The 25,663-nt window shown below is 45.0% G+C and carries 16 protein-coding genes and 1 pseudogene; 5 read left to right on the top strand and 12 right to left on the bottom strand.

The genetic code is table 11. From position 1 onward, the window contains the following. Positions 1 to 23 precede the first annotated feature (23 nt). Together HMO_RS0112495 and HMO_RS0112490 are read left to right on the top strand one after the other, a co-directional pair. Entirely contained in the window at positions 24 to 6,362 is a 6,339-nt protein-coding gene (locus tag HMO_RS0112495) for a polymorphic toxin type 17 domain-containing protein (RefSeq protein ID WP_010304100.1), read from the top strand. A 10-nt stretch (positions 6,363 to 6,372) separates the two neighbouring features. Then, complete coding sequence (locus tag HMO_RS0112490) at positions 6,373 to 6,702, top strand: RING finger protein (protein ID WP_010304099.1); 330 nt, start codon at positions 6,373 to 6,375, stop codon at positions 6,700 to 6,702. A gap of 196 nt (positions 6,703 to 6,898) precedes the next feature. On the opposite strand, the gene HMO_RS16895 is transcribed toward HMO_RS0112490, so the two are convergent. From HMO_RS16895 to HMO_RS0112465, 3 genes are all read right to left on the bottom strand, one after another. Then, a complete protein-coding gene (locus tag HMO_RS16895; RefSeq protein ID WP_139016896.1) occupies positions 6,899 to 7,150 on the bottom strand; it encodes a hypothetical protein in 252 nt (83 codons plus the stop codon). 635 nt (positions 7,151 to 7,785) lie between these two features. Then, on the bottom strand, positions 7,786 to 8,391 hold the full coding sequence (locus HMO_RS0112470) for a hypothetical protein (RefSeq protein ID WP_010304096.1): 606 nt from the start codon (positions 8,389 to 8,391) through the stop codon (positions 7,786 to 7,788). Between the two features lie 23 nt (positions 8,392 to 8,414). Next, on the bottom strand, positions 8,415 to 8,963 hold the full coding sequence (locus HMO_RS0112465) for a recombinase family protein (RefSeq protein WP_010304095.1): 549 nt from the start codon (positions 8,961 to 8,963) through the stop codon (positions 8,415 to 8,417). Between the two features lie 157 nt (positions 8,964 to 9,120). Here HMO_RS0112465 and HMO_RS15905 point away from each other — a divergent pair, with 157 nt between their 5' ends. Together HMO_RS15905 and HMO_RS0112455 are read left to right on the top strand one after the other, a co-directional pair. Continuing rightward, complete coding sequence (locus tag HMO_RS15905) at positions 9,121 to 9,783, top strand: plasmid pRiA4b ORF-3 family protein (protein ID WP_010304094.1); 663 nt, start codon at positions 9,121 to 9,123, stop codon at positions 9,781 to 9,783. Further along, complete coding sequence (locus HMO_RS0112455) at positions 9,773 to 11,158, top strand: ISKra4-like element ISCot1 family transposase (protein ID WP_010304093.1); 1,386 nt, start codon at positions 9,773 to 9,775, stop codon at positions 11,156 to 11,158. The genes HMO_RS15905 and HMO_RS0112455 overlap by 11 nt, the downstream gene beginning before the upstream one ends. Before the next feature lie 554 nt (positions 11,159 to 11,712). Here the strand turns inward: HMO_RS0112455 and HMO_RS0112445 are convergent. The 4 genes from HMO_RS0112445 to HMO_RS17425 form a co-directional block, all read right to left on the bottom strand. Next, a complete protein-coding gene (locus tag HMO_RS0112445) occupies positions 11,713 to 12,000 on the bottom strand; it encodes an Imm31 family immunity protein (protein ID WP_010304091.1) in 288 nt (95 codons plus the stop codon). A 14-nt stretch (positions 12,001 to 12,014) separates the two neighbouring features. Beyond that, positions 12,015 to 16,502 (bottom strand): polymorphic toxin type 17 domain-containing protein, encoded by a 4,488-nt coding sequence (locus HMO_RS17270; RefSeq protein WP_010304090.1) that lies wholly within the window; start codon positions 16,500 to 16,502, stop codon positions 12,015 to 12,017. A gap of 32 nt (positions 16,503 to 16,534) precedes the next feature. Further along, on the bottom strand, positions 16,535 to 18,397 hold the full coding sequence (locus HMO_RS0112435) for a hypothetical protein (protein WP_010304089.1): 1,863 nt from the start codon (positions 18,395 to 18,397) through the stop codon (positions 16,535 to 16,537). A 322-nt stretch (positions 18,398 to 18,719) separates the two neighbouring features. Next, a complete protein-coding gene (locus HMO_RS17425) occupies positions 18,720 to 18,875 on the bottom strand; it encodes a tyrosine-type recombinase/integrase (RefSeq protein ID WP_010304088.1) in 156 nt (51 codons plus the stop codon). Between the two features lie 112 nt (positions 18,876 to 18,987). Between HMO_RS17425 and HMO_RS17710 the strand changes: the two are divergent. After that, a pseudogene (locus HMO_RS17710) lies at positions 18,988 to 19,265 on the top strand (helix-turn-helix domain-containing protein); the annotation flags it as partial. Between the two features lie 243 nt (positions 19,266 to 19,508). Here HMO_RS17710 and HMO_RS17135 read toward each other — a convergent pair. Genes HMO_RS17135 through HMO_RS0112410 form a run of 5 tightly spaced genes read right to left on the bottom strand, consistent with a single transcriptional unit; the run spans position 19,509 to position 25,660 of the window. After that, positions 19,509 to 19,685: a hypothetical protein gene (locus HMO_RS17135; RefSeq protein ID WP_010304087.1), complete on the bottom strand. Its 177-nt coding sequence runs from the start codon at positions 19,683 to 19,685 to the stop codon at positions 19,509 to 19,511. A gap of 21 nt (positions 19,686 to 19,706) precedes the next feature. Further along, entirely contained in the window at positions 19,707 to 20,870 is a 1,164-nt protein-coding gene (locus HMO_RS0112425; RefSeq protein WP_010304086.1) for an ATP-binding protein, read from the bottom strand. 37 nt (positions 20,871 to 20,907) lie between these two features. Further along, on the bottom strand, positions 20,908 to 21,516 hold the full coding sequence (locus tag HMO_RS0112420; protein ID WP_010304085.1) for a ProQ/FINO family protein: 609 nt from the start codon (positions 21,514 to 21,516) through the stop codon (positions 20,908 to 20,910). A 22-nt stretch (positions 21,517 to 21,538) separates the two neighbouring features. Beyond that, positions 21,539 to 22,141: a hypothetical protein gene (locus HMO_RS0112415; protein WP_010304084.1), complete on the bottom strand. Its 603-nt coding sequence runs from the start codon at positions 22,139 to 22,141 to the stop codon at positions 21,539 to 21,541. Positions 22,142 to 22,159: 18 nt separating this feature from the next. Next, positions 22,160 to 25,660, bottom strand: coding sequence for an AAA family ATPase (locus tag HMO_RS0112410; RefSeq protein WP_010304083.1), 3,501 nt, complete (start codon positions 25,658 to 25,660; stop codon positions 22,160 to 22,162). Positions 25,661 to 25,663: the final 3 nt, after the last annotated feature.

Below are 25,663 nucleotides of genomic sequence, written 5' to 3'. Positions count from 1 at the left end.
AGGCTTTGTTGTGAGGTCGGTTTATGTTCAGTTTTCGTAAAATTGTTAATGTTTTGGTCTTGGTTGCTTATGTCAAAATGACGCTGGTGTCTTCGTTTGCGGTGGACGTGGGATCTCTGCCGCCTGGTAAGGTTCAGTATAAGCTCAAGGTTGACCGGCAGCTCAATGAGGCCGGAGCTTTGGAATACATCCAACTTTCCTTGCAGCACAAGGATCTGCAAACGGGTGAAAAGAAAACGCTTCGCTGTGATCGCATTGATGACCCTGAAACCGTGCCTGCCGAAGATATTGATTGGACAACCGAAAATAAGCGCGAGACCGGATATAAGTGGCGCTATATAAAAAAATTCGGTCAAGTGCGCGTTGGCCTCGATGGTCAGATCTTCTTACAAAATATCAATCAGCTCGATACCAATGTCATCTTTAAGGTTAAAGGTCCGCATCTGATCACATTGCGCAACTGTCAGATTTCGCACCTCCACACTCAAGCCCTAAGTACGATCTTTATTGGCGCCACTAACATTGACACGTTACACGCTAAAGCCACCCAGGAACAAGGTGGTGTCTATTTATATGCTCACAAATCAACTCCCAGTGCCCAAGTGCAGATTAAAAATATGCACTTGAAGGGGGATAACTTTGTTAACCACAGTCACTTAATTGCAACCGGCAAGGGAACATGGGATCTCGGCGGCGGCGACTTTATTAACAGTGGTACTTTAACTTCCCAAGGGGCACCGCAGACCATCACAAGTGTTCGGTTGTTCGATAATGTGGGGCAGATCGGCGGTGAAAGTATTTCTTTGCAGACCCAAAAACATGTCAATGAAAGTCAAGGAGAGATCAATCTTAACAAATACGCTGTCACCGCCCAGGAGCTATTCATCAATGATGGCAAGATTCACACCCTCCAGCAAGGACTCTATAAGTGGAAGGGAGAGGCTATTAATGGTGGCCAAATCATCAGTGATAACAGCTATGCTTTTAGCTCCCTAGAAGAGGCGAGCTCACCGATTCTCATCAATAATGGCGTGATGCGTGCTCAACAGGGTGAGTTTAGATACATTAAACTCGCCAACTATGGCGAGATGGATCAGCAGAAAAGTGTATTGACTCGCATCGCTTTAGTCAACTCAGGCCAGTGTAAGCTCGGCTGGATGGACCAGAAAAGTGATTGCCGTATTACTGAACTTGTCAACCGCGGTCAAATGAGCGGTACAGGCTTTCTTAGCATTGACAAGGGACAAAATTACGGCGAGTTAAACCTTTCTGGTCTCCGTCTTACCCTGGGTGCTGGTGGTGAACTCATTAACACCGCGCAGGTTTGGCTGTCCACTCTTCTAGGAGAGGGCAAATTTATTAATAGGGGGACCTTTCACACCGCTCAGACAAAGGGGATTACTGCTTTATACATCCACAGCTTTGATAACAGAGGCGGCAAGATTGTGGGCAAGCAATTGCAGCTGAAAGAAACACTTGAGGCTTTCATTTGTGATGCTGATTCAAGTCTTGATTTGGCCAGCTTGATTATTTATAGTGCCGCTTCTCCTCAGACTTCCCTTCTTCACTTAGCGGGAACAATTCAATGTTCACAGGGGCTCAAAATTTATGAACGTAAAGTCAGTGTTGATGGCTCCATAATCACTCCCCACTTCTGGAGTGAGGGAGGAGAAATTAGCTTCACTGCAAACGGCCGCTTGCAAACACCAGCTACAAAGCTAATTAATAGCAAGCTGTTAAATCAAGGAACGGTTGACTTAGGAAAGGTATCTTTCACCAACGCTCAGCTTGTTAACAGCAATGCTTTGACGTTTGAATCCACTATTAAAGTCAACTCAGCTCGGTTTGAGAACGTGGGTCATCTATGGATTAAGAAGCTATTGGAGGTAAAAGAGGGGGATCTTAACGCGGCAAATTTGGGGCAATTTACTGTTGGCGTTGATAATCAGAATTTAGGTCAGGTGAATGCTGACAATGGTGCTGTTAACATTGAAGCTGAAGGCACAGTGGACTTGAGGTATGGTTCAGTTCAGTCGACCAAACAGACACTGTTAAAATCCTTGACGAAAGATGTTATGTTGGGAGCTCGCTTGGGCGTGATGACCGAGCAGAGCTATAAGCCTACCGGAAAGAGGCTCAATAATCCTTTTTATGAAAAATCCCATCTCAATGGCACTTGTGTCAGTGCTGCGGATCACTTGAGAATTGAAGCACCTTTAGGAAACATCCTGCTAGAGTATGGACAACTGCAAGCCGGCCGGGGATTAATGTTGATCGCCAGAGATCGCATCTATAATTTGTCAGGGGCCCTGTCTGTTATCGGCGATCTTGTCTTACAAGCCAAAACTTATCATCAGACCCGCATCGACTTAAGGGCCTTTCAGGGAACGTCCTCCAATCCTAATTATCAACACTTATGCTACTATCTTGAACAAGCTGATCCATCTACGATAAATGTTATAGGAAACCTTTATAGCGAAACTGAAACTTTCACTAATGAATATGGTAGTGTGCTGATTAGCCAGAACTTCTATCATCACAATGCCCTCCAAGATGTGGAAAATCTGCCTCAAAGCATTAAAAATATCAGTCGTGCGACCCTTTATGATGTCAAGGAAGTAGGCACTGGCCGATGGTATACGGAGAAGGGCGCAACCCCACCCAGTATTGCTAAGCTCAAAGTAGGCGAAAAAATTCATATTAAAATTGGCTCTGCTGAAATGAGTGGTAGTATGAGCGCGCCCATCATCAATCTTTATGCTCAAGCGGCTGCTTTTAGTAATCCTGTCGCAAGTCGTTCCCCTTCCCAGACGACAGAAAGGGTAACCGTTAACCTAAATGAGTTTATTGAGGACATCCGTCAAGACCCAAGCCATCATCTATTGCGTATTGGGGCCTCGGGTGCTCCTTCTTTGGACAGTACCTTAGTGCAAGGAGAAAAGCCTGAAGGAACGATTATCAATCCTTTAACTGATGTCAATGTTGAGTTCTATCTTTATCAACTGTTTAGCGAGATCACGGGGCGCGCCTATCTGAAACAAGGCAACACTATCACCTCCGGCTTTGCCTTAGTCGAGCAGTTGAAAAATACCCACACTTATAGCTCGAAAAAATGCACGACCTATGAGTACGACCTAGTTAACTATGGCAACCGTTTTAGCACTGGCAAGCATGTTAATTCTGTTTGGGCGGCCAAGCTCCCGTCAGAGCAACAAGGCCAAAACCATATGATCACGAAGGTGGGCGGCCATACCTTTATTCGCGGTGGAACGCAGCTCATTGATGGGGAGTCGCCGCGCGAGACAGCCGGAAGTACGCTCATCGTTCCAGCTATTGATATTCACCAGCGCATTGAGCAGAAAAGCAAAAAGAGGAAGTTTCTTGGTCGGCTTGTTCCGTTCAGAGAAGGACGCAAGAAGAAGACCGTTAGGAATGAGTCAGGCTATACCCAGCTGCAGCGCCACCGCCAAGATGCGCGCGGCCTTATCCGCGAGAAAGCGAAGGCTGACGTCAGCTTGCACGCTGTAGATTACACAGCTGGCGCCAACATTGAGGTTGAAAGTGAAACCGGTCAAATTAAGGTACCGGCTGTCATTTCTGAGTCTTGGAACCAGACCCAAAAACGTTCCAAAGATGACCATTGGCAATCGCGATCGTCGACGTGGGAGCATGATCAGGAAGCCAATGTCAGCCGCTTTAGCCCGGGCACCGGCAGTAAGGTTATCCTCAAGGCCCCTAAAGGCATTGTCGCGCCTCGGGTTCAAGAAGAGCATAAACATGTGAAGGGTGAGAACGAGCGCACCGAGGTTTACTCTAAGAAGTTTACTGGTCCTGGCTATGAATGGCTCGAGGAGCTGAAGTTGCGCGATGATGTCATCTGGGAAGATGTGATTGAAAAGCATCACAGCGGCCGGGTTGCGGCTCAAGGGATGACCACGGCAGCCAAGATTGCGGCGGTGATCGTGATTACGATTTTGACCTGGGGGACTGGCACCCCGGCTGTGACCGGTGCTGGAACGGCGAGCGGAGCTGCCGCCGGAGGGGCGGCTGCCGGAGCTGCAGCAGGCGGAGCCGCGGCTGGTGCAAGTGCAGGGGCTGCCACGGTTGGAGCGGCCAGTGTGACGGCGACGACCGCGGGTGCTGCCGCTGGGGCGGGAGCGGCTGCAAGCAGTTTCACTGTTGCGGCTAATGCGGCGATGTCAGCTGCTTTTGAGGCTATCAAAACTGCCACCATTCAACACTTTGCTATTGGTGCTGTCGGCCAACGTGGCCGTATGGATCGGGTGATAGAAAGCTATGCCACCCCACAGAATTTTAGGTCTATGGCGGTCGATGCTATTTCCGCCGGCCTTACCCAAGGGATGAGCCAATATTTTAAGATTGAAACTACCCAGATGAATGGCTTTATGGAGCAGGTCAAAGGTAATGGCCTTAAGTTTGCCGCTAACTTTGCCGCTCAAACAGCTGTTCATGGCAAAGCCGATGAAGCTCTTAAAAATGCGGCCATTAGCTTTGGGGTTGATACTGTCTTTGGCAGCATGACCAATGACACGGGAGAGCGCCGCAGCGGCCAGATTGGTGTTAATGATACTTTTATGCAAAAAGTCCTCCACAAGGTAGAGCATTTTCTGATCGGAGGCCTGCGCGAAGGCACCAGTGCTGCCTTGCATGGTAAGAAAGGCCATGAGTTGTCTGAGGCTGCGCTCGGTGGTGCCATTGGCGCGGCTACGGCTGAAAGCCAGCTGGAAGCAGAAGGTCTGACCCCGGATAGCCAAGCTTATAAGGAACGGTATAGTATTCTCAAAGACCAGCAAATGGAGAAGATCAAAGCTTATGGTCAGCTCGCAGCTGTTGGTGCTGCCAATACTCTGGGTCTTAATGTCGAAGCCGCCCAATCTGCCGCCCTTAAGGCGATGGAGAATAATACAGGGCGGGTCTTTGGTGCTTTCAGTATAATCTCTGATACTGCTATTGATGATTTTTCTCAGCAGGAAGATCAAGCAAAAGCGGCTGATGAAACCTGTGTTCGCAGCGAAGCTGAGCTGGAAGCCATCTTAGACCAGTGGGATGATTTAAGAGAAGAGAATCAGCTCTTGCAAAAAGGACAGTATCGTCCTGGTACGGGAGATACAGCCTCAACAGCTGAAGATGTCTCGGGACTCTTTTTTGATGCTGCTACCCGTGACCAGCGCATCGCCAATATTAAAGCCCGCAATGTCATGAGCGACAAGACCCGTCAGCTCCTGGTCGAGCATTATACGGCTCACACGACCTTCCAGCAGCTAGCGCAGCAACCTTATTTAATGGTTAAACCCACTGAGCGACGCTTTGATATCATTGAGCGGGCTAAGCAAGCGTTGGCGAGCCACACCGCCCCTGATCTAGCGCAAGTTTCTGGCTATGCAGCCTCTAGTTCAAGCTCAACCGGCCCCTCGGTGATGATGGCCAGTCTTGCCGCAACCGCAACGACGGCAGGCCATATAATGCAAGGACCTATGCCGCGCTTTGCCGCCGCAACCGCCGGCGGAGCCCCCGCAATGTTTGAGCTAGCGGCAGCGGGGTTCGGTAAAGTTCCTTTGAATCCTAGTACAGCGCTAAGGGTAGCAGTTGCACTAGGTCTAACGTATGGAGCCTATAAAGGTTATGAATGGTATCAAGACCGGGAACAGGCTAGAGAAAGTCAAGCCGCCGCTGAACGTGAAGATTTTAAGCAAGCTTATGAATCCTCCCGTTCCCAGCAAGGTCAAGCTTGGTTGCAGCGCCATACCTATAATTTAGCAGCCGCGGACACAGCCATTCCCGGCGTCTATAATCCCAGCACGGATAAAGGAAAGGAAAGAGTTTCCGGCAGCAGCACCAGCCACTGCGAGACCACCGATCCTGTTCAAGGCTGGGTCGATGCCGGTTTCACCACTGAGCCCGCAAAGGTGCAAATACTGTCGACGCCCATGCCGGAACCTGCAAGACCAGACATCGAAGGCTTCGATCCAGCATCTCTGGGCATCGATACCACCCTACCAGGCTTCGAGATTTATGATGGTCCGCAGATACAGATATTGACAAGGGATCAAAAACACTCCATAAAATCTAGATTAAAAGAAGCTCAGTTGCCTACCCAGGGAAAAATACGCTTTATTCCTCCGAAAGAATATAATCCTAGTACTACTTTAAAGAGAGGTAATAACTATGGTTATTTGGATCGCTTTGGTAATGAGTGGACAAAAGGTCCCTCAAGGACTCAAGGACAAGAATTTGAATGGGATGTTCAGTTATCTCGCCAAGGTAAAAATAAAATAGGTTGGGCTTCAAGAGATGGAAGCCATGTTAATGTATCTCTGGATGGTGAAATAACCCATAAGTAGGAAAACTAAATTGAAAACACTATTGAGAATTTTTTTTGAGCCAAATAAAACTTCTGAGTTGCAGGATACAGCTTCCCAGATTACTAAGGAAGTAGCTAACGTATGCCCTAATATAAAGCAAGAGTTTTTACGCCCCTATTGGAAGATTCAGGGTTCATTTGAGCTACTTTTAACCTGTGGGTGTCCCGTTTCAGAATGTGCTATTAAGATTAAGGAAAATATATTTCCCAAAACTGTTAAAGAGTATGCCTCTGAATATATTTGGGATAAGAATATACACCCAGAAGAAGCATTTATTACTTCTGAGGTGCTTTGGGCACATCTTGAGGTAGTACCATAACTTATTTCATAAAGGCAAAAGCAAACTAATATAATATTAGTGCTTAGTTATGCATTTATCTATGCAAATTCAATTTTAAGTTCTAGCTCTTCAGTCTAAGAGAGGAGGAGCAAAGTATTTGCTCAAGAAGCGGATGAATGGTATCAAGACCGTGAACGAGCCAAAGAAAGGCAAGCTGCTGCCGAATGTGAAGATCTTAAGCAAGCTTATGAATCATCTCGTTCCCCGCAAGGTCAAGCTTGGTTGCAGCGCCATACCTATAATTTAGCAGCCGCCGACACAGCCATTCCCGGCGTCTATAATCCCGGCACCGATAAAGCAAAGGAAAGAGTTTCCGGCAGCAGCACCAGCCACTGCGAGACGACCGATCCTGTTCAAGGCTGGGTCGATGCCGGTTGTCACCACCAGAAATAAAATGATACAGAGCACCAAAAAAAAATTGATACACTGAGCGATTCCAAAATGTCTTCTTTTAAAGTGAGAGGACGGTTACTTGTTAATTTGATTAAACGTATTTTTGCTTTCCTAAAAAAACTCCTGGGATTTATAGGAAAGGAACGTGAGAGAGATAATGAGAACACACTTAGAGGGTAGGGTAAAAGAGTGAGGTTTAGAATATAATTGATGGTTTTATTGAATTTTAGTAATTTTATACATAAAATGCTGACGGAAATAATTGCTCATATACTGAGTATTTCTTGTCTTATCAATATAACTTAGATATATGTGTAAAGGATGACTTTATTATAAGGTTATCACGGGGAGATGAAACCTCCTGACTGACCTCAGGAAACCAAGCAACAACACTATTTCATCTCCTCAATTTTCTTGGTCTGATTATTAGGTTCAATCTTGAGCAGATTTTGGTAGTCCAGCCTTGCAACCATCTGTTTTCTTATATTATCTCGTCCTGAAAATATAAATTTCACCTTAATTGAGGCCTTTTAACCTCAGCAATAGCTCTCAATTTCAATTCATTAAGATAGGCTTGTTATAAATAGTGAAAGTAGTGATCTTTATTGATTACTCTTGCAAATGTGTTTCCAAAGAAGTTCTAAAGTGAACTTCTCTGGAATTTAATCATTATGCAGCAGCTGCGGCTGGGCTCAAGCGTTTAGCTATCGCACTGAGATGACGATTACGCTTAGCCTCAACTGCCTCTTCAGGTACAGCACTTTTTACTGAAGAACTCCCCCATAAGTAAGTGTAGGCTGTTTGGCCAAAAGACCACGACTTGCTTGCCACATATTTACTCATAGATAAAGACAGTTCACCAGCCTTAAGCACGGCTTCTGCTCCGTACTGAGCAATATAGCCCCCTGTTGCTGTTAAAGCCAGTTGCGCTGCAGGAGATTGAGAGGCCATCATGCCCAGTTTTGTGGCGGCAGCAATACCCGTGATCCCACTTATGCCCATCATATTTAAGGCATAAGAGGCTCCATAGTAGGTTCCCCATAAAAGGGCAGCAGGACCATACATATAGGTCACAGCCAAGCCTGCCCCGACAGCGCCAAATTTAATCGCGGAAATTATGCCGCTTGAAGCTGAGGGTGTTTCTACAGCTTGATTGGCTGAAGGCAGCTCTTGCACGGATACTGTTATATTTTCTGTCTTTGATAAGGCAGGAGTTTTATTGACAACGGTAAATCCCTCCGCTTCTACAGCTTGGTAGATAGGAGACCATCCCAAAGTTGGGGGTCACATTGATTTTGTTAAGTTTCCAGGTTTCGATATATAGTTGATGGGTGGGTATTCAAAGTTTTAGCTATACTCTTAATGGACTCACCTTCCGAGAGTAGACGTTTCATCAGGCTCTTTTGTTCTGAGTTGAGCTTAGAGGGACGCCCGAACTTAACACCTCTTTTTTTCGCTAAAGAGCGACCAGTACTCGTCCGCTCTTTAATTAATTCCCTTTCAAATTCAGCAATGCCTGTAAATACCGTCATCACCATACGACCGGCATGAGATGTTGTATCAGCCCATGGTTCACACAGTGAGCGAAAATGAGCCCCTACGTGATGGAGTTTGTCAGTTATTTCAAGTAGATTTCTTGTAGAGCGAGCTAATCGATCCAAGCGCCATACAATAATAGTGTCATTTTCCCGTAATTGCTCCAGCATTTTTTCTAGCTCAGGTCTTTTCATATGAGCTCCTGAAACTTTTTCCTGGTAAATTTTTTTACACCCTGCTTCCTTTAACACCTGGAGCTGAAAGGTTAAATCTTGGTCGTCAGTAGAAACCCGTGCATATCCAATTTTCATAAAGCCCTCTAGGAGAAATTTTCTTTGCAAAACATATAGCAAAATATTTTACTTCTGCATATGGTTTTTGCAATGAGAAAGGATCAGTACTTTCCTAACTCCATCCTGTTATTGCAAAAGTTACAATTTTTGCGAACTTAAAAAGGAACTCTCATCAATGACCCCACAGTCCCCTATAGAGGTTTATCAGTTTAAATTTTTTCTTAAAGGGATTAGCCCTATGATTTGGAGACGAATTCTAGTGAAGAGCAATAGTAGCCTTGCAGATCTTCATTATGCTATCCAAATTACTATGGGGTGGAGCGATACACATCTTCATCAATTTGATATTTGGGGAAAACAATATGGTCTTTCTTATGACGGAGGAATCATTTTCCCTGATAAAGCCAGAGAAGTTTATTTACAACATTTCCAATTTCGAGTTAACGAAAAATTTATCTATAAATATAATTTCTTCGCTCCTTGGGAACATGAAATTCGCCTTGAAAAGAAGCTATTACTTGATTCTAAAAAAACATATCCACTTTGCATTGCTGGCAATTACGTTAGCCCTCCTGAAGACTGCGGGGGCCCTAAGGCTTTCATGGAATTGATAGACTATTATTCTGTCTGGAGAATTGAAGAAGAAATCTTAGAGGCATTAGAAGAGTATGAAGCTGAAAGAGATCCTGCTTCTTTTAAAGAAACCTTGGAAAATCTTCAATACTGGGCAAGCCGCCACAAATTTGACCGTAAAAAAATTAATCGACAACTACAGCGTTATTTCAACAACCCAAGCAATAATCAATTAACACTGGAGGAGATTCAAGATGAAGATTAAAATCCAATTTATCATTGATAGTGAAGACCAAAGCTCAACAGAAGTTATAGCCTGCATTGAGAGAGAAGAATTAACAGCTGAAACTTTAGGATTAACTCTACAAGAGGCTAAGACGATTACCTCTGAAATTCAGAAAAAGATGATAGGTCATCAAATAACAGACTTTGTTTCTCATAACCGTTTTTGCCTATGTTGCGGTTCAACCCTCTCTATTAAGGGGTACCATCCTTTAGTTTATAGGACTCTTTTTGGTAAGATTTGTCTAAGAAGCCCGAGGCTTTTTTCTTGCCGATGCCAATCTCAGCAATCCTCAACCTTTAGCCCTTTGGTTCAGCTCTTAACAGAACACGTGTCACCTGAACTAAGTTATTTGGAGTCAAAATGGGCGTCATTGATGTCGTATGGATTGGCTGCTAAGCTTCTAAAAGAGGTATTCCCTGTGGAAATTTATCCTTCTTCGGTATACCGCATTACCTCCAAAGTAGCCAACCGCTTAGAACAAGAATTAGGCGAAGAAAAAGCTATGTTCATTAAGGGATGCCAGCGGGATTGGAATCAACTGCCCCGGCCAGATACCCCTATTACCGTTAGCCTTGATGGAGGGTACGTACATGCAAGGAAAGGAAATAACCGTAAGGCTGGGTGGTTTGAGGTTATTGTTGGTAAAAGCTTGCAAGAAGGTCATCAACCAAGAAGGTTTGGTTATGTTGTTAATTATGATCAAAAGCCAAAACGTCGGTTGTATGAAATGCTTGAAAAACAAGGATTACAATTGAATCAAGATATTACTTTCCTAACTGATGGTGGCGATACAGTGCGAGGTCTACCTCTTTATCTAAGTCCTCGATCAGAGCATATTTTAGATTGGTTTCATGTGACCATGCGGATGACTGTTATAAAACAAATTTCAAAGGGAGCTATGGGCAAAGACTATGCGAACTTTGAAAAACAGCTATTAAGGACAAAGTGGTTTCTTTGGCATGGGAATATCTATCAGTCCTTGGATATCTTGGAATCTTTAATAATGGATTTAGACTTATATTCCGAAAATAAAGCACACAAAAAATATAAGCTTTGGCGGGTTGTCAGTGAGTTTTATCAGTATATTCAATCAAATAGTCACTTCATTCCCAATTATGGGGAACGTTATCGTTACGGTGAATCAGTCTCCTCAGCTTGCGCTGAATCAGCAGTCAATGAGCTGATTAGCAAGAGGATGGCTAAAAGCCAACAAATGAGATGGACACAGAAAGGAGCTCATCTACTGCTTCAAGTCCGTTCGAAGACCCTAAATGGTGACTTAATAAAATCCTTTAAACAATGGTACCCAAAAATGGATGATGCCCATAATATTCCTCAACCTTTAGCGGCATGACCCCCAACTTTGGGATGGTCTCAAATATATTCAGAGGCATACTCTTTAACAGTTTTGGGAAATATATTCTCCTTAATCTTAATAGCACATTCGGAAACGGGACACCCGCAGGTTAAAAGTAGCTCATATGAACCCTGAATCTTCCAACATGCGCGCAAAAGCTCTTGTTTTATATTAGGACATACGTTAGCTACTTCTTTAGTAATCTGGTAAGCTGTATCCTGCAACTCAGAAGTTTTATTTGGCTCAAAAAAAATTCTCAATAGTGTTTTCAATTTAATTTTCCTACTTATGGGTTATTTCATCATAGGGTCCATTAAAGTAGCACTCTTTTTTCTCAGCCGCGAGTAATTACGGCTGGAGTAAAAGGAAGTTCTTGCCCCGCACTAGAGAAACCACTAACCTTGGAATCCCGGTAGGAGTAGAATAAAACTTTACCCTTTTATAATCTCTATTAAAAGAACTCTTGTTCTGAAATTATTAGTTTCTAGATTATATTTAGGCGCTATATATCTTTTCTTTTATTTAACTTGTATATAGTGATTAACTAAGGCCTATCTTTTTAATTGGCCTTCACCTGTCTTAGGGTCTACAACTACTTTTAGGGAGCTATTACTATAAAAATCTTCACGATTTTTAAACTCGTTACAGCTTATTAGACATTCCTCCCATACCATCCATGCCTCGTCACTATCTTCAATTTCTAAAGCATAAGCCCATCTCCCTTCGGAATCCTGGGACATCCCTAATACCGTTCCCAAAAGATTATCGATTCGCACATATTCTGGAAGATTTGAACGAACTCTAACTACCTCATAAAAATCAAATCTACTTCTCAACATTCTTCTCCCCAATTTTATTTATGAGTAATTCTACCCTTTTTGGATACATTTAGATGAGTTCCATCACGTGTTGCCCAACCTAATTGGCTCTCGCCTGTACGGGATAACTGTACATCCCACTCTATGTTTTCTCCTTGAGTTCGAGAAGGGCCTGCTTTCCACTCATTTTTAAAGCGATCTATATATCCCTGCTTACCCTTAGGTAATGGAAGTGTGGGAGTATAATTTTTTGGTGGAATGTACCTTATCTTTCCTTGAGTCGGTAACCCTGCAGCCTTAATGCGTCCTTTAATTGTAGGCTTATCGCTTTTTCTTTCATTAGTCAATATCTGTATCTGCGGCCCATCATAGATATTAAAGCCTTCCAGAGTAATATCGATACTTGAGGGTGCCTGGTCAAAGCCTTCAATATCTGGTCTTGCTGGCTCCGGCATAGGTGTCGACAGAATTTTCACTTTGGAGAGTTCGGTGGTGAAGCCAGGGTCGACCCAGCCTTGGGCAGGATCGGTAGTCTCGCAGTGGCTGATGCTGCTGTCAGAGACTCTCTCTTTCCCTTTATCGGTGCTCGGATTATAGACGCCGGGAATGGCTGTGTCGGCGGCTGCTAAGTGGTAAGTATGGTGCTGCAACCAAGCTTGACCTTGTTGGGAACGGGAGGATTCATAAGCTTGCTTCAAATCTTCACGTTCGGCAGCGGCTTGGTTTTCTTTAGCTCGTTCCCGGTCTTGATACCACTCAAAACCTTTATAGGCTCCATACGCTGTACCTAGCGCAGCTGCTGTCATTAGCGCTGTATTAGGATTCAAAGGAACTTTACCGAACCCAGCTGCCGCTACCTCGAAGATTGCGGGGGCGCCACCGGCAGTTGCGGCGGCAAAGCGCGGCATAGCTCCTTGCATTATCTGGCCTGCGGTCGTTGCGGTTGCGGCAAGACTGGCCATCATCACCGAAGGGGTCGATGAGCTTGAACTTGAGGCTGCATAGCCAGAAACCTGTGCCAGATCAGGGGCGGTGTGGCTCGCCAAGGCCTGCTTGGCCCGCTCAATGATATCAAAGCGTCGCTCCGTGGGTTTGACTATTAAGTGCGGTTGCTGCGCTAGCTGCTCGAATGTCGTGTGGGCCGTGTGATGCTCGACCAGGAGCCGACGGGTCTTGTCCTCCATAGCCTTGCGGGCTTGAATATTGGCAATGCGCTGGTCACGGGTGGCAGCATCGAAAAAGAGTCCCGAGACATCCTCAGCTGTCGAGGCTGTATCCCCATTACCGAGACGATACTGTCCTTTTTGCAGGGCCTGCCCCTCTTCTCTTAAGCTCTCCCACTGATCTAAAATGGCTTCTAGCTCAGCTTCGCTACGAACACAGGTTTCATCCGCCGCTTTCGCTTGGTGTTCCTGCTGGGAAAAATCATCAATAGCAGTCTCAGAGATTATACTGAAAGCACCAAAGACCCGCCCTGTATTATTCTCCATCGCCTTAAGGGCGGCGGATTGGGCGGCTAGGACATCGAGGCCCAGAGTATTGGCAGCACCGACAGCGGCGAGCTGACCATAAGCTTTGATCTTCTCCATTTGCTGATTTTTGAGAACACTATACCGTTCCTTATAAGCTTGGCTATCCGGACTCAGGCCTTCTGCTTCCAGCTGCTTGGCTATCCGACGAGAGGCGGCCGGTAAGAGGGATTCAGCTAAAATTTCAGCCGTAGCCGCGCCAATGGCACCACCGAGCGCAGCCTCAGACAACTCATGGCCTTTCTTACCATGCAAGGCAGCACTGGTGCCTTCGCGCAGGCCTCCGATCAGAAAATGCTCTACCTTGTGGAGTACTTTTTGCATAAAAGTATCATTAACACCAATCTGGCCGCTGCGGCGCTCTCCCGTGTCATTGGTCATGCTGCCAAAGACAGTATCAACCCCAAAGCTAATGGCCGCATTTTTAAGAGCTTCATCGGCTTTGCCATGAACAGCTGTTTGAGCCGCAAAGTTAGCGGCAAACTTAATACCATTCCCTTTGAACTGTTCCATAAAGCCATTCATCTGGGTAGGTTCAATTTTGAAATAATTGCTCATCCCTTGAGTGAGGCCGGCAGAAATAGCATCGACGGCCATAGATTTAAAATTCTGTGGGGTGGCATAGCTTTCCGCCACCCGATCTAGACGGCCACGCTGGTCGACCATTCCTATGGCAAAGTGTTGAATGGTAGCAGTTTTAACAGCCGCGAGCGCAGCTGACATCGCCGCATTGGCAGCGACACTGAAACTGCTCGCAGCTGCAGTCGCACTCGCTCCAGCGGCAACGCCGGCTGTGGTTGCGGTAGCACTGGCTGCTCCAACTGTGGCCGCTCCAGCACTTGCTCCAGCCGCGGCTCCGCCTGCAGCAGCTCCGGCGGCAGCTCCGCTCGCGGCTCCAGCACCGGTCACAGCCGGGGTTGCAGTCCCCCAAGTCAAAATCGTAATCACGATCACCGCCGCAATCTTGGCTGCCGTGGTCATCCCTTGAGCCGCAACCCGGCCGCTGTGATGCTTTTCAATCACATCTTCCCAGATGACATCATCGCGCAGCTTCAGCTCCTCCAGCCATTCATAGCCGGGACCAGTAAACTTCTTAGAGTAAACCTCGGTGCGCTCGTTCTCACCCTTCACTCGTTTATGCTCTTCTTGAACTCGAGGCGCGACAATGCCTTTAGGGGCCTTGAGGATAACCTTACTGCCAGGGCCCGGGCTAAAGCGGCTGACATTGGCTTCCTGATCATGCTCCCACGTCGACGATCGTGATTGCCAATGGTCATCTTTGGAACGTTTCTGGGTCTGGTTCCAAGACTCAGAGATGACAGCCGGTACCTTAATTTGACCGGTTTCACTTTCAACCTCAATGTTGGCGCCGGCTGTGTAATCCACAGCGTGCAAGCTGACGTCGGCTTTCGCTTTCTCGCGGATAAGGCCGCGCGCATCTTGGCGGTGGCGCTGCAGCTGGGTATAACCTGACTCATTCCTAACGGTCTTCTTCCTGCGTCCTTCTCTGAACGGAACAAGCCGGCTAAGAAGTTTTCTCTTTTTCCTTTTCTGCTCAATGCGCTGGTGAATATCAATAGCTGGCACAATGGTCGTACTTCCGGCGGTCTCGCGCGGCGCCTCTCCATCAATGAGCTGTGTTCCGCCACGAATAAAGGTATGGCCGCCCACCTTCGTGGTCATATGGCTTTGGCCTTGTTGCTCTGACGGGAGCTTGGTCGCCCAAACAGAATTGACATGCTTGCCAGTGCTAAAACGGTTGCCATAGTTAACTAGGTCATACTCATAGGTCGTGCATTTTTTCGAGCTATAAGTGTGGGTGCTTTTCAACTGATCGACTAAGGCAAAGCCCGAGGTGATGGTGTTGCCTTGTTTCAGATAGGCGCGCCCCGTAATCTGGCTAAACAGTTGATAGAGATAGAACTCAACATTGACATCCCTCAGAGGATTGATAATCATTCCTTCAGGTTGTTCTCCTTGCACTAAGGTACCGTCCAAAGCAGGAACACCCGACGCCCCAATACGCAATAGATGGTGGCTTGGGTCTTGACGGAGGCCCTCAATAAACTCATTCAGATTAATGGTCACTCTTTCCGTGGTCTGAGGCGTCGAACGACTTCCGAGCGGATTACTGAAAGCAGCTGTTTGAGCATACAGATTGAGGGTGGGCGCGCTCATACTTCCGCTCATTTCAGCAGAGCCGATTTTAATGTGAATCTCTTCGCCTACTTTGAGCGTACCAATACTGGGCGGGGTTACTCCTCTTTCCCTATACCATGTCTGGGTACCAAATTCTAGAACATCATAAAAGGTCGTACGACTGATATTTTTAATGCTTTGAGGCAGATTTTCCACATTTTGAAGGTCGTTATGATGATAAAGGTTTTGGCTGATCAGCACATTACCATATTCATTGGTAAAAGTTTCGGTGTAACTATAAAGGCTTCCTATAACATTTATTGTCGATGGATCAGCTTGCTCAAGATAGTAGCATAAGAATTGATAGTTAGGATTGGAGGACGTTCCAGGAAAGGCCCTTAAGTCGATGCGGGTCTGATGATAAGTTTTGGCTTGTAAGACAAGATCGCCGATAACAGACAGGGCCCCTGACAAATTATAGATGCGATCTCTGGCGAGCAGCGTTAATCCCCGGCCAGCTTGCAGTTGGCCATACTCCACCAAAATATTTCCTAAAGGAGCCTCAATTCTCAAGTGATCTGCAGCACTGACACAAGTGCCATTGAGATGGGATTTTTCATAAAAAGGATTATTGAGACACTTTCCGGTAGGCTTATAGCTCTGCTCGGTCATCACGCCCAAACGAGCTCCCAACATAACATCCTTCGTCAAGGATTTTAACAGTGTCTGTTTGGTCGACTGAACTGAACCATACCTCAAGTCCACTGTGTCGGCAGCTTCAATGTTAACAGCACCATTGTCAGCATTCACCTGACCTAAATTCTGATTATCAACGCCAACAGTAAATTGCCCCAAATTTGCCGCGTTAAGATCCCCTTCTTTTACCTCTAATAGCTTCTTAACCCATAAATTACCAACGCTATCAAACTGAGCTGAGTTGACTTTAATAATGCCGATTTAAAGGCCAAAACACCGCTGTTATCAAGCTGAGCGTTGGTGAAAGATACCTTGCCTAAGTCAACCGTTCCTTGATTTAACAGCTTGCTATTAATTAGCTTTGTAGCTGGTGTTTGCAAGCGACCGTTTGCAGTGAAGCTAATTTCTCCTCCTTCACTTCCGAAGTGGGGAGTGATTATGGAGCCATCAACACTGACTTTACGTTCATAAATTTTGAGCCCCTGTGAACATTGAATTGTCCCTGCAAAGTGAAGAGGGGAAGTCTGAGGAGAGACGGCGCTATAAATAATCAAGCTGGCCAAATCAAGACTTGAAGCAGCATCACAAATGAAAGCCTCAAGCGTTTCTTGCAGTTGCAATTGCTGACCAACAATCTTGCCGCCTCTGTTATCAAAGCTGCGAAGATATAAAGCAGCCATCCCCTTCAAGGGGGTGGCACGAAAAGTTCCCCTATTAATAAATTTACCCTCTCCTAGAAGAATAGACATCCAAACCTGCGCGGTGTTAATAAGTTCGCCACCAGCACCCAGGGTAAGACGGACACCAGAAAGGTTTAACTCGCCGTGATTTTGCCCCTTGTCGATGGTAAGAAAGCCTGTACCGCTCATTTGACCGCGGTTGACAAGTTCAGTAATACGACAATCACTTTTCTGGTCCATCCAGCCGAGCTTACACTGGCCTGAGTTGACTAAAGCGATGCGAGTCAATACACTTTTCTGCTGATCAATCTCGCCATAGTTGGCCAATTTAATGTGCTTAAAGTCACCCTGTTGAGCACGCATTACGCCATTATTGATGAGAATCGGTGAGCTTGTGTCCTCGAGAGAGCTAAAAGCATAGCTGCTATCACTGATGATCTGTCCACCATTAATGGCCTCCCCCTTCCACTTATATAGTCCTTCCCGGAGGGTGTGAATTTTGCCATGATTGATGAATAGCTCCTGGGCGGTGACAGCGTATTTGTTAAGCTTGATCTCTCCTTGACTCTCATTAACATGTTTTTGGGTCCGCAAAGAAATACCCTCACCGCCGATCTGCCCCACATTATCGAACAACCGAACACTTGTGATGGTCTGCGGTGCCCCTTGGGAAGTTAAAGTACCACTGTTAATAAAGTCGCCACCGCCAAGATCCCATGTTCCCTTGCCAGTTGCAATTAAGTGGCTATGGTTGACAAAGTTATCCCCCTTCAGGTGCATATTTTTAATCTGCACTTGGGCATTCGGAATTGATTTGTGAGCATATAAATAGACACCCCCTTGTTCTTGGGTAGCTTGAACGTGTAACGTGTCGAGGGTAGTGGTGCCAATAAAGATCGTACTTAGGGCTTGAGTGTGGAGGTGTGAGATCTGACAGTTACGCAATGTGATCAGATGCGGACCTTTAACCTTAAAGATGGTATCAGCATCAGATTGATTGATATTTTGTAAAAAGATCTGACCATTGAGGCCAACGCGCACCTGACCAAATTTTTTTATATAGCGCCACTTATATCCGGTCTCGCGCTTATTTTCGGTTGTCCAATCAATATCTTCGGCAGGCACGGTTTCAGGGTCACTAATGCGATCACAGCGAATTGTTTTCTTTTCGCCCGTTTGCAGATCCTTGTGCTGCAAGGAAAGTTGGATGTATTCCAAAGCTCCGGCCTCATTGAGCTGCCGCTCAACCTTGAGCTTGTATTGAACCTTATCGGCCGGCAGTGAGCTGACATCCATAGCAAAGGAGGACACCAGCGTCATCTTGAGATAAGCGACCAAAAGCAGAACATTAACAATTTTACGAAAACTGAACATAACCCCACCTCACAACAGAGCTTCTATGATGACGAATCACAGTGGCTTCCAACCAAGCACATAACTAGCTGAGAGAGGTTTTAATCTTTTATTAATAAATTTACAAGAGTCAAAAACATGGATTTTTTGAATTTTTGAAGAAATCTTCAAAATAATGCAATAAAATATGATAGGCTATATTTTGAGCAACAGATTTTATTATCTAATTTACTTAAAAATTTAAAATATTTACTTATAGATACCATCATTTTTATTAAGGTTCAATCCTAATATTGAGCTTGCTTGAGAATTTTGCCTCCTACCTTATTAGAGAAAGCTGCCCTTACCATTTCCGATCAAATTCTTCGACCACATGTTCGTCAGTCAAATTCAGATAAATAGCCGTCGTCGTTAAACGGTCATGGCCTAAGGCGTTCTGGACGGCCGCGAGAGAAACACCTTTCTGGAGAGCCAACGTGGCAAATGTATGGCGGAGCACAATGCGGCGGGGCAGTTTGACTTAGGTTAGCTCGATTGGCCACGTGTTTAACAATCTTTTGTACCTGCCGCGGTCCGACAAACCATTTTCTATAGATCGAAAAATAGGGCGAGGAGTTGATCTAACCAGTTCAGCAGAAAAAAGACTATGGGAGTAATTAATGCGGTTGCTCAATTCGAGCGAGATCTGATAATTGAACGCACGTAAGCCGGCCTTGCTAGAGCCAAATCAAAGGGCAAAACTCTCGGGCGACCGAGAATTCTCACAGAATTACAAATAAAGCAAACTATACAGCACTTACAAGAAGGCAAAACTGTTGCACCTATTGCAAGAAACTTTAAAACAAGTCGACAAACAATCATGCGTATCAGAGATACTATCAATCATTAATGCATTTCTGTGGAACTTTAACTTCCTTTATATGGATGGACCCAAAGTACTAAAAAAAGCCAATAAGAAAATAGTTTGGTCAATTAAGCGTTATTAACGCTTAATTGCTTCTTCTAGTTCTAGCTTGAGTTTAACCGTTTTAGCAATCAAGAATTGATAATCAATTTATTTTATCTGTATCTCTTAAAAGGACTAAAGATAAGCTAGAACAGCTTTACCTGATTCCAGCCTAGCGATCACCGATTAAGTGGTTCCCATCCTCAAAGCAATTTCCTCTTGAGTGAGGCCCGCTTGTCTCCTAGCTTTGATCAGCTCTAAGGCAATTTCAAACTCGACCTCTAGGTCTTGGTAAGCTCTGACGAACTCAGGCTCTTTCAGCCACTCTTTCTTGAGATCATCTAAATCAGTAAATTTAATCATCTTTAATCTCCAAATATCTTTTTAACTATTTATAGAGGGATGGCAGCTGAACTCGGTAGAGAAAATGTTCTCAATTCCTACACAGGTTACTTTATTGCTAAGCGGGAAATATTCTTTTTGGGGAATAATAATGAATAGATGGTCGAGTTGAAGTCCTTCAAGGGCAAGATGCATAGATTTAGTAATTTTAGGAGAATCTGTGAATTTGATCTCAAATCCAAGTTTCTTGTTTTCATGATTAATAAGAAGATCAAGCTCAGCGCCATTATGCGTTGCCCAGAAATAACTATCTTGGTAAGCATTAAATCTTCTTAAAAGCTGCTCAATAGCAAATCCTTCATAGGATGCTCCAAGCCTTGGGTGGTTCTCTATATTATCATCTGCTAGTAGGAGAAGACGATGTAATAATCCAGTGTCTCGAATGTAGATTTTTGGTGCTCTCACTTCTCGCTTCGACAGATTAGAGTGCCATGGTTTAAGCAAGGTAATCATAAAGGCACCTTCTAATATTTGAAGATACTTCTTGATTGTTCTTTGGTCTATGTCTAAGGAGCGAGAGAGATCATGATAATTGAGAGTTTGACCATGCACATGGGCTAACATGCGCCAAAGCTTTCCAATTAAATAGGGAGTTATGTTAAATCCTAATGCGGCTAAATCTCTTTCTAAAAAGGTTAGGATATACTCGTCCCTCCATCTTATGCTTAATTTAGTGGAAGATGCTAAATAAGATTTAGGAAACCCTCCTCTTAGCCATAGTTTATTCCACTCCCCCACCTCATCCAAGGAAAAAGGTGTTATTTGATGATAACCTATTCTGCCAGCAAGTGTTTCAGAGGACTGATGAATTAAATCTCGGGAGGCACTTCCTGTAATGAGAAATTGTTTAGTTTTATCTTCATCTACCAGCACACGTAGAATAGGAAAAAGGTCGGGCCGCCGTTGTACTTCATCAATAACAATAAGACCTTCGAGGTTTTGAAAGGTTATCAAAGGAGAATCCAGTCGTGCTAAATGAAGAGGATTTTCACAATCAAAAAAATGAACAGAAGTAGGAAAATGGTGGGCAAGCTCTTTGGCAAGAGTAGTCTTCCCACATTGTCTTGGCCCTAGAAGGGCACAAATCTGATGAATCTCAAACTCTTCTTTAATTCTAGTTAATAATTTATTGCGTCCAATATGCATGAAAATATGACATCGCTACGTTTAATTTACTTACATATTATATAGATAAAATAAGTATATCAACTTTTAATTTAGGCAGTTTTCCTTTTTTTAGCTTTAACTTTTGTATGCTTACCAATTGCCGCTGTAGAGCCCGCTCTTTATGTTCCTCAGAAACTTCCTCCACCACATTGCCTGAGAGATCATAGCGGTGGGGATTTTCAACTAAAGCTTTTTGATATTTACGTCGCTTAGTATAAATCGCCAAAGCTTTACGGATATGATGGCGTGCAAAGGGAAGCTCTTCGGGTAAATTATTAAAGATATCCTTTTCAATACGCAGCTTTAAAGGTTTTGGGTTCTCTTTGTCAAAGCAGTTTGGATATGTGGCCATAAGCCAGTCAAGGGATTGGAAGATCTTTCCTAATCGCTCACGTCGAGCTTGAATGGCATTCTTGTCCTGATCCGGAACTGATTGAGTTTGCGTTTGCTTTTGTCGGGAGGCTGGTTTCCCTTGAGAACTTTGGGGGCGCTTCTTTTTAAAAGTTGGGGCTAACTCTTGGTGAGTCAAGCCTGTCTCAAAGGAGAGCTTGAGCTGAGTTAGCTTTTCTTGAGCTTTTGCTTTTTGAAGAGGATTAAGGCTTAAGGTAAGAGGGGTTCGGGTCATAATCTTTTTCTACTCTTATATTCTAAAGGATTGACTTAGGATTTTTTGTCGCAGCTTTCACTTTTGCCATAAACTGCTCCTGTTCTTTTTCTGACAGTTTTGGCCAAGCTTGAGAAAAATACTCACCATATTGAAGTTTGGTACTCATCGTGGCATCGATCGGTGGAAAGAGATAATGGACAAGTCCACCAGCGAAAAGTCCCCCCAGAAATACGGCTCCTAAAACCGCCGCTACAAAGCCTCTGTTTAAGAATTTGATTCTGTCTAAGCCTCGCGCCAGCTGATGATTAACATCAAAGGATTGCCGTTGCACTCTTTCTAACTCGGCACTCATTTGATCTGCCGTCTTTTCAAGTAAGAAACGATTGATCTCGCTTGCTGTATTCTCGGCCACCGCTTTCGAGATCGTTATGATCACCCTTTCAAGATCGTTGGTTAACTTAGGCGACAACTCAGTTAGATTCTGAATGGCCTTTTCAAATTGCTTAGTACAGGTTGAGATTTGGCTCGCTGATGAGACGATGACGTCTCGTTCTTTTTCGAGCTGTTCAGCAATTCCATTCATGATAAACAGGGTACTGGTCAACTCTTTAATAGGTTCAGTAACAGACTGTGAAGTTTCCATAAAAATATCTCCTTATTATTAGCGGCTTAAGTCGCGACCTAAACTGCGGTTTTGTTGTTGGATTTGTTGTTTCTCATAATCTTTTGCGAGAGCTTGAACATTTTGATGCAAGTCGGGGTACCAACCGCGCATATAAAACATAGCATTGTCATCTTTTGCAAGAGCCACTGCTTGCTGAGCGAGCGCTTGTTTATCGGCTAGGGTGGTTTTACCTTGAGCTTCGGCTTCTTTATAAGAGTGATAAGCCTCTCGGAAAGCCAGGACATCTTTCTCAAACTGAGGCCGGTAAGAAGAGACCGATGCTTGGTCTGGCGTTGCTTTAGCTGCGCTCATCCGAGAAGGAGAATTGGCGTTATGTTGCTTCTGCATTTTGGCTAACATCTCCTTCCAAGACGCTTGAGGGGTTTGCGGCAAGGATGGAGCAGAGGAAGATTGGAAGAATTGAGCTTTCGCTTGCTGATACTCTTGCAACGTTCTCCCGGTGGCTTGGAAGATACGTTTTTCCATATCCTGTTTTTCTAGATCGACCAACATTTCTTTCCATGACTTGGGAGCCTCTGCAGTAGGAAGGCTTATCTCTAGTCGAGGAGGAGTGGAGTCTAAAGTGAGAGCCTTGTCTTGGTTAAGAGTCTTAGCACGCTGAGCTTCAGGTAAAGCGGTCTCTATCAGAAGCGTCTCAAACTGGGGATCCTTATGTAGCCAATGGTTAAGGCTACGTTTGGCCGTATAATGGATGGCTTTGAGGGTATTGGTGACTTTCTCCAAAGCTTCTCGAATAATTGAGCTCTCTTCTCTCACCAGTTTTAGTGCTTGATCGGTATCAATATAATCGAGCGAAGAGAGTTTCTCTTGCTGCTTTGAGAGTTGCTTGATTAAGACTCCTTCTGTCCAAAACTCTTGAGCACTCCCATAAATATAGGCGTTTTCACGATGACGTGTTAACGCCACATACGAGATATTGCTGTGGAAATGGTTCGAGGCTAGAATAAAGCTTTTATCGTTAGTCGCCCCTTGCTGCTTGTTGATGTTAATGGCCCAGCCTAAATCAAAGTAAGGATACACCTTAGAGGCAAAAGAAACGAGTTCGCCTTGTTTGCCGTCTTTACCATCTAAGCGAACTTTTAATTTGGTCGCATTAATCTCTTCAATGGTGCCAAGCATACCATTGCGCACCCCTAAACCTTGATCATTCTTCATAAACAAAAGGCGATCGCCTTTAGAAAAAGCACGTTGCTTTTGAAGTTTGCTTTGGTCGCCGAAATCATTTTCTTCAAGACGCATAATCGTATGGGTAAAGCTTTGTTTGTCGACCGTGCCATCTTGAATACGTAACAGTCGCGCTTGCTCATTTAAAGCTTCCGTCTCTTTTAAGGTAAAAGCCATTAACACATGGGACTTGTGAGGCTCCGCTTGAATGGAGGCATGCCAATCGCGCATCAGGGCCGCTTGAGTCTCTTGCTTTGGCTGACAGATAAAGGCTTCACCGTCTCTCCTTTGGCCGTCGAGGCCCCATTGCTGCACGAGGCGCTGGACTTGGAGCTTTTTCAATTGCGAGTCTGTTTCACTAACCAGATGCGCCGCAAGCCGGTAGGGATCCGTCTTTAAGATCTGAAGAGCTGGACGGCAAGCATCAATATGCTGAGTGATGGCTTGGGCCGCTTCAGCTTCCAATTGTTTCCACTGCTCTAGCTGATTGTTTCCTCTTTCCTTTTCCACCCCATTGAGCTCAAGGCCACTGCGGAAGGTCCAGCCGACCAGCTTTTGAGAACGAACCGCCGTATTAAAGGCCTCTACAAGACCCACATAATTCTTGGTGTCTGCCAAGCGTTGAATAGAGGGCAAAGGCTCATCAATAATCTTTACGCGGTCGTGGTCGTGATACTTCTGCAAGGCCGCTTCAGTTTCACCACGGCCAAAGTGCTGCGTTGCCTCCTTCATCCAGGTCTCATTTTGACGGATAATCGTTTCGAGCTTGGCCACGCCCGTTTCTCGGGTCACTAAACGGAAGGCAGCGCCTGCTTCAATTGGCTGAAGCTGGCGTCCATCGCCCACCGTGACGAGCTTGACCCCCAACTTCTGAACGGCTCCTAAGAGCTCTTCAAAGCGGGAGATATCGACCATACCTGCTTCATCTAGGATCAGAACCGACTTTTGATTGAACTGGCTGCGGCCTTGATGGTAGTGCTGCAAAAACCGATGCAGCGTCATCGATTTAATGCCTTCAGTTTGTAAATTCTGAGCAGCTTTCCCAGTCGGTGCTAATCCATAAACCTTGTAGCCATTATCCTTCCAGATTTCTTGCGCACATGTCAGAATGGACGACTTGCCGGTGCCGGCATATCCCACCACGGCCACTAGCTTTTTGTTGTCAACAATATGAGTCAACGCCTCTTTCTGATCGACTGTTAAGCCCCCGTTAGCGGCATACTTTTCGTTATAAGCTTGAAGGTGCTTCTCAACACTGCTTGAGGTCACTTGAAAGCCCGGAGCTTGGCTTAATTGATGAGCGCGCTCTACTAAATTGAGCTCCTTTTTGAGCATGGTCTTTGTGGTATATACATGACCTTCTTGTGTCTCTCTTAAGAGCTTAAGTTCTGGCGAATTACGCAGCTGTGCTTCATAAGCTTGAAAGACTTCTGGATCATCCAGATAACGGGCCAGAACTTTTTGGACATCGCCCCACATAAATGTTGCTTGCGACTTGTGAACAATCTTAAAAACCAGGTCCGATTGCTTCATGATCCGGTACATATTTTTAAGCTTAATATGATTGAATTCTTGAGCTTTATCCGTCTGCGGTTGGCTCATGGAAAGTGAAGAAATATCCTTAAGACGGCCCTCCATTTCTTGGACGCTGCGAGAGAGTTTGGGTTGGGCTTCAATATCAATGCCGCGCTCTTCATAAGAGCGATGATCAATGCGCGCTTGATGACCGTGAAGGTGTAAATGGAAGTTTGTATAAGCGGCTAATTGCTCCCGCCATTCTTCTAGCAATGTCGTTTGATTCCAGGTACGATTTTTTTCTTCAGATAACCCTTTCTCAGTGAGCTCGCGTGTTAAAAGAACCGCATGACAATGGGGCTTATTCTGACCTGAATTTTTGTCATAATCATTATGAAAATTAGTCAGAACTGTGATGCCGCGTTTACAAAACTGGTCCTGAATAAACTCCCGCAATAAGGCAATATTTTGCTCTGAGGTGAGCTCAGCGGGAAGAGCAAATTCGAAATCTTTATAGACTTGAGCATCAATTCTTTTTTCAGCAGATTCTGCAAGATCGGATAACTTTTGAACGCCTTTTTCGCGGTCCTGGGCAATGAGGGCTTTAAGATCCTGGGCCCATTGGGGAGCGTTCTCAGGAATCAACAATTCGACATGCTCAACTGCTTTGTTGCGGTAATTAAAAAGCTCACCAGTTCGCTCTTCTTGAAGCCGTGTGCCGCTGCGATAAGCCAGCGCTCCGACCGTGTTACGATCAGAGCGTCCCAGAGTTTTAATATGAGCGTGATAAATGGCCATTCA

The organism is Candidatus Odyssella thessalonicensis L13, from assembly GCF_000190415.1.
Lineage (GTDB): Bacteria > Pseudomonadota > Alphaproteobacteria > Paracaedibacterales > Paracaedibacteraceae > Paracaedibacter > Paracaedibacter thessalonicensis.
Note: the sequence above shows the minus strand (reverse complement) of the source record. Positions and strands in the feature narration are given on the sequence as shown.

Coding starts and splice junctions, on each gene's coding strand:
- HMO_RS0112495 (WP_010304100.1), top strand. CDS start 24: ATGTTCAGTTTTCGTAAAATTGTTAATGTTTTGGTCTTGGTTGCTTAT.
- HMO_RS17135 (WP_010304087.1), bottom strand. CDS start 19,685: ATGATTAAATTTACTGATTTAGATGATCTCAAGAAAGAGTGGCTGAAA.
- HMO_RS0112425 (WP_010304086.1), bottom strand. CDS start 20,870: ATGCATATTGGACGCAATAAATTATTAACTAGAATTAAAGAAGAGTTT.
- HMO_RS0112410 (WP_010304083.1), bottom strand. CDS start 25,660: ATGGCCATTTATCACGCTCATATTAAAACTCTGGGACGCTCTGATCGT.
- HMO_RS0112420 (WP_010304085.1), bottom strand. CDS start 21,516: ATGACCCGAACCCCTCTTACCTTAAGCCTTAATCCTCTTCAAAAAGCA.
- HMO_RS0112435 (WP_010304089.1), bottom strand. CDS start 18,397: ATGTTCAGTTTTCGTAAAATTGTTAATGTTCTGCTTTTGGTCGCTTAT.
- HMO_RS15905 (WP_010304094.1), top strand. CDS start 9,121: ATGACCCCACAGTCCCCTATAGAGGTTTATCAGTTTAAATTTTTTCTT.
- HMO_RS0112465 (WP_010304095.1), bottom strand. CDS start 8,963: ATGAAAATTGGATATGCACGGGTTTCTACTGACGACCAAGATTTAACC.
- HMO_RS0112455 (WP_010304093.1), top strand. CDS start 9,773: ATGAAGATTAAAATCCAATTTATCATTGATAGTGAAGACCAAAGCTCA.
- HMO_RS0112445 (WP_010304091.1), bottom strand. CDS start 12,000: ATGTTGAGAAGTAGATTTGATTTTTATGAGGTAGTTAGAGTTCGTTCA.
- HMO_RS0112415 (WP_010304084.1), bottom strand. CDS start 22,141: ATGGAAACTTCACAGTCTGTTACTGAACCTATTAAAGAGTTGACCAGT.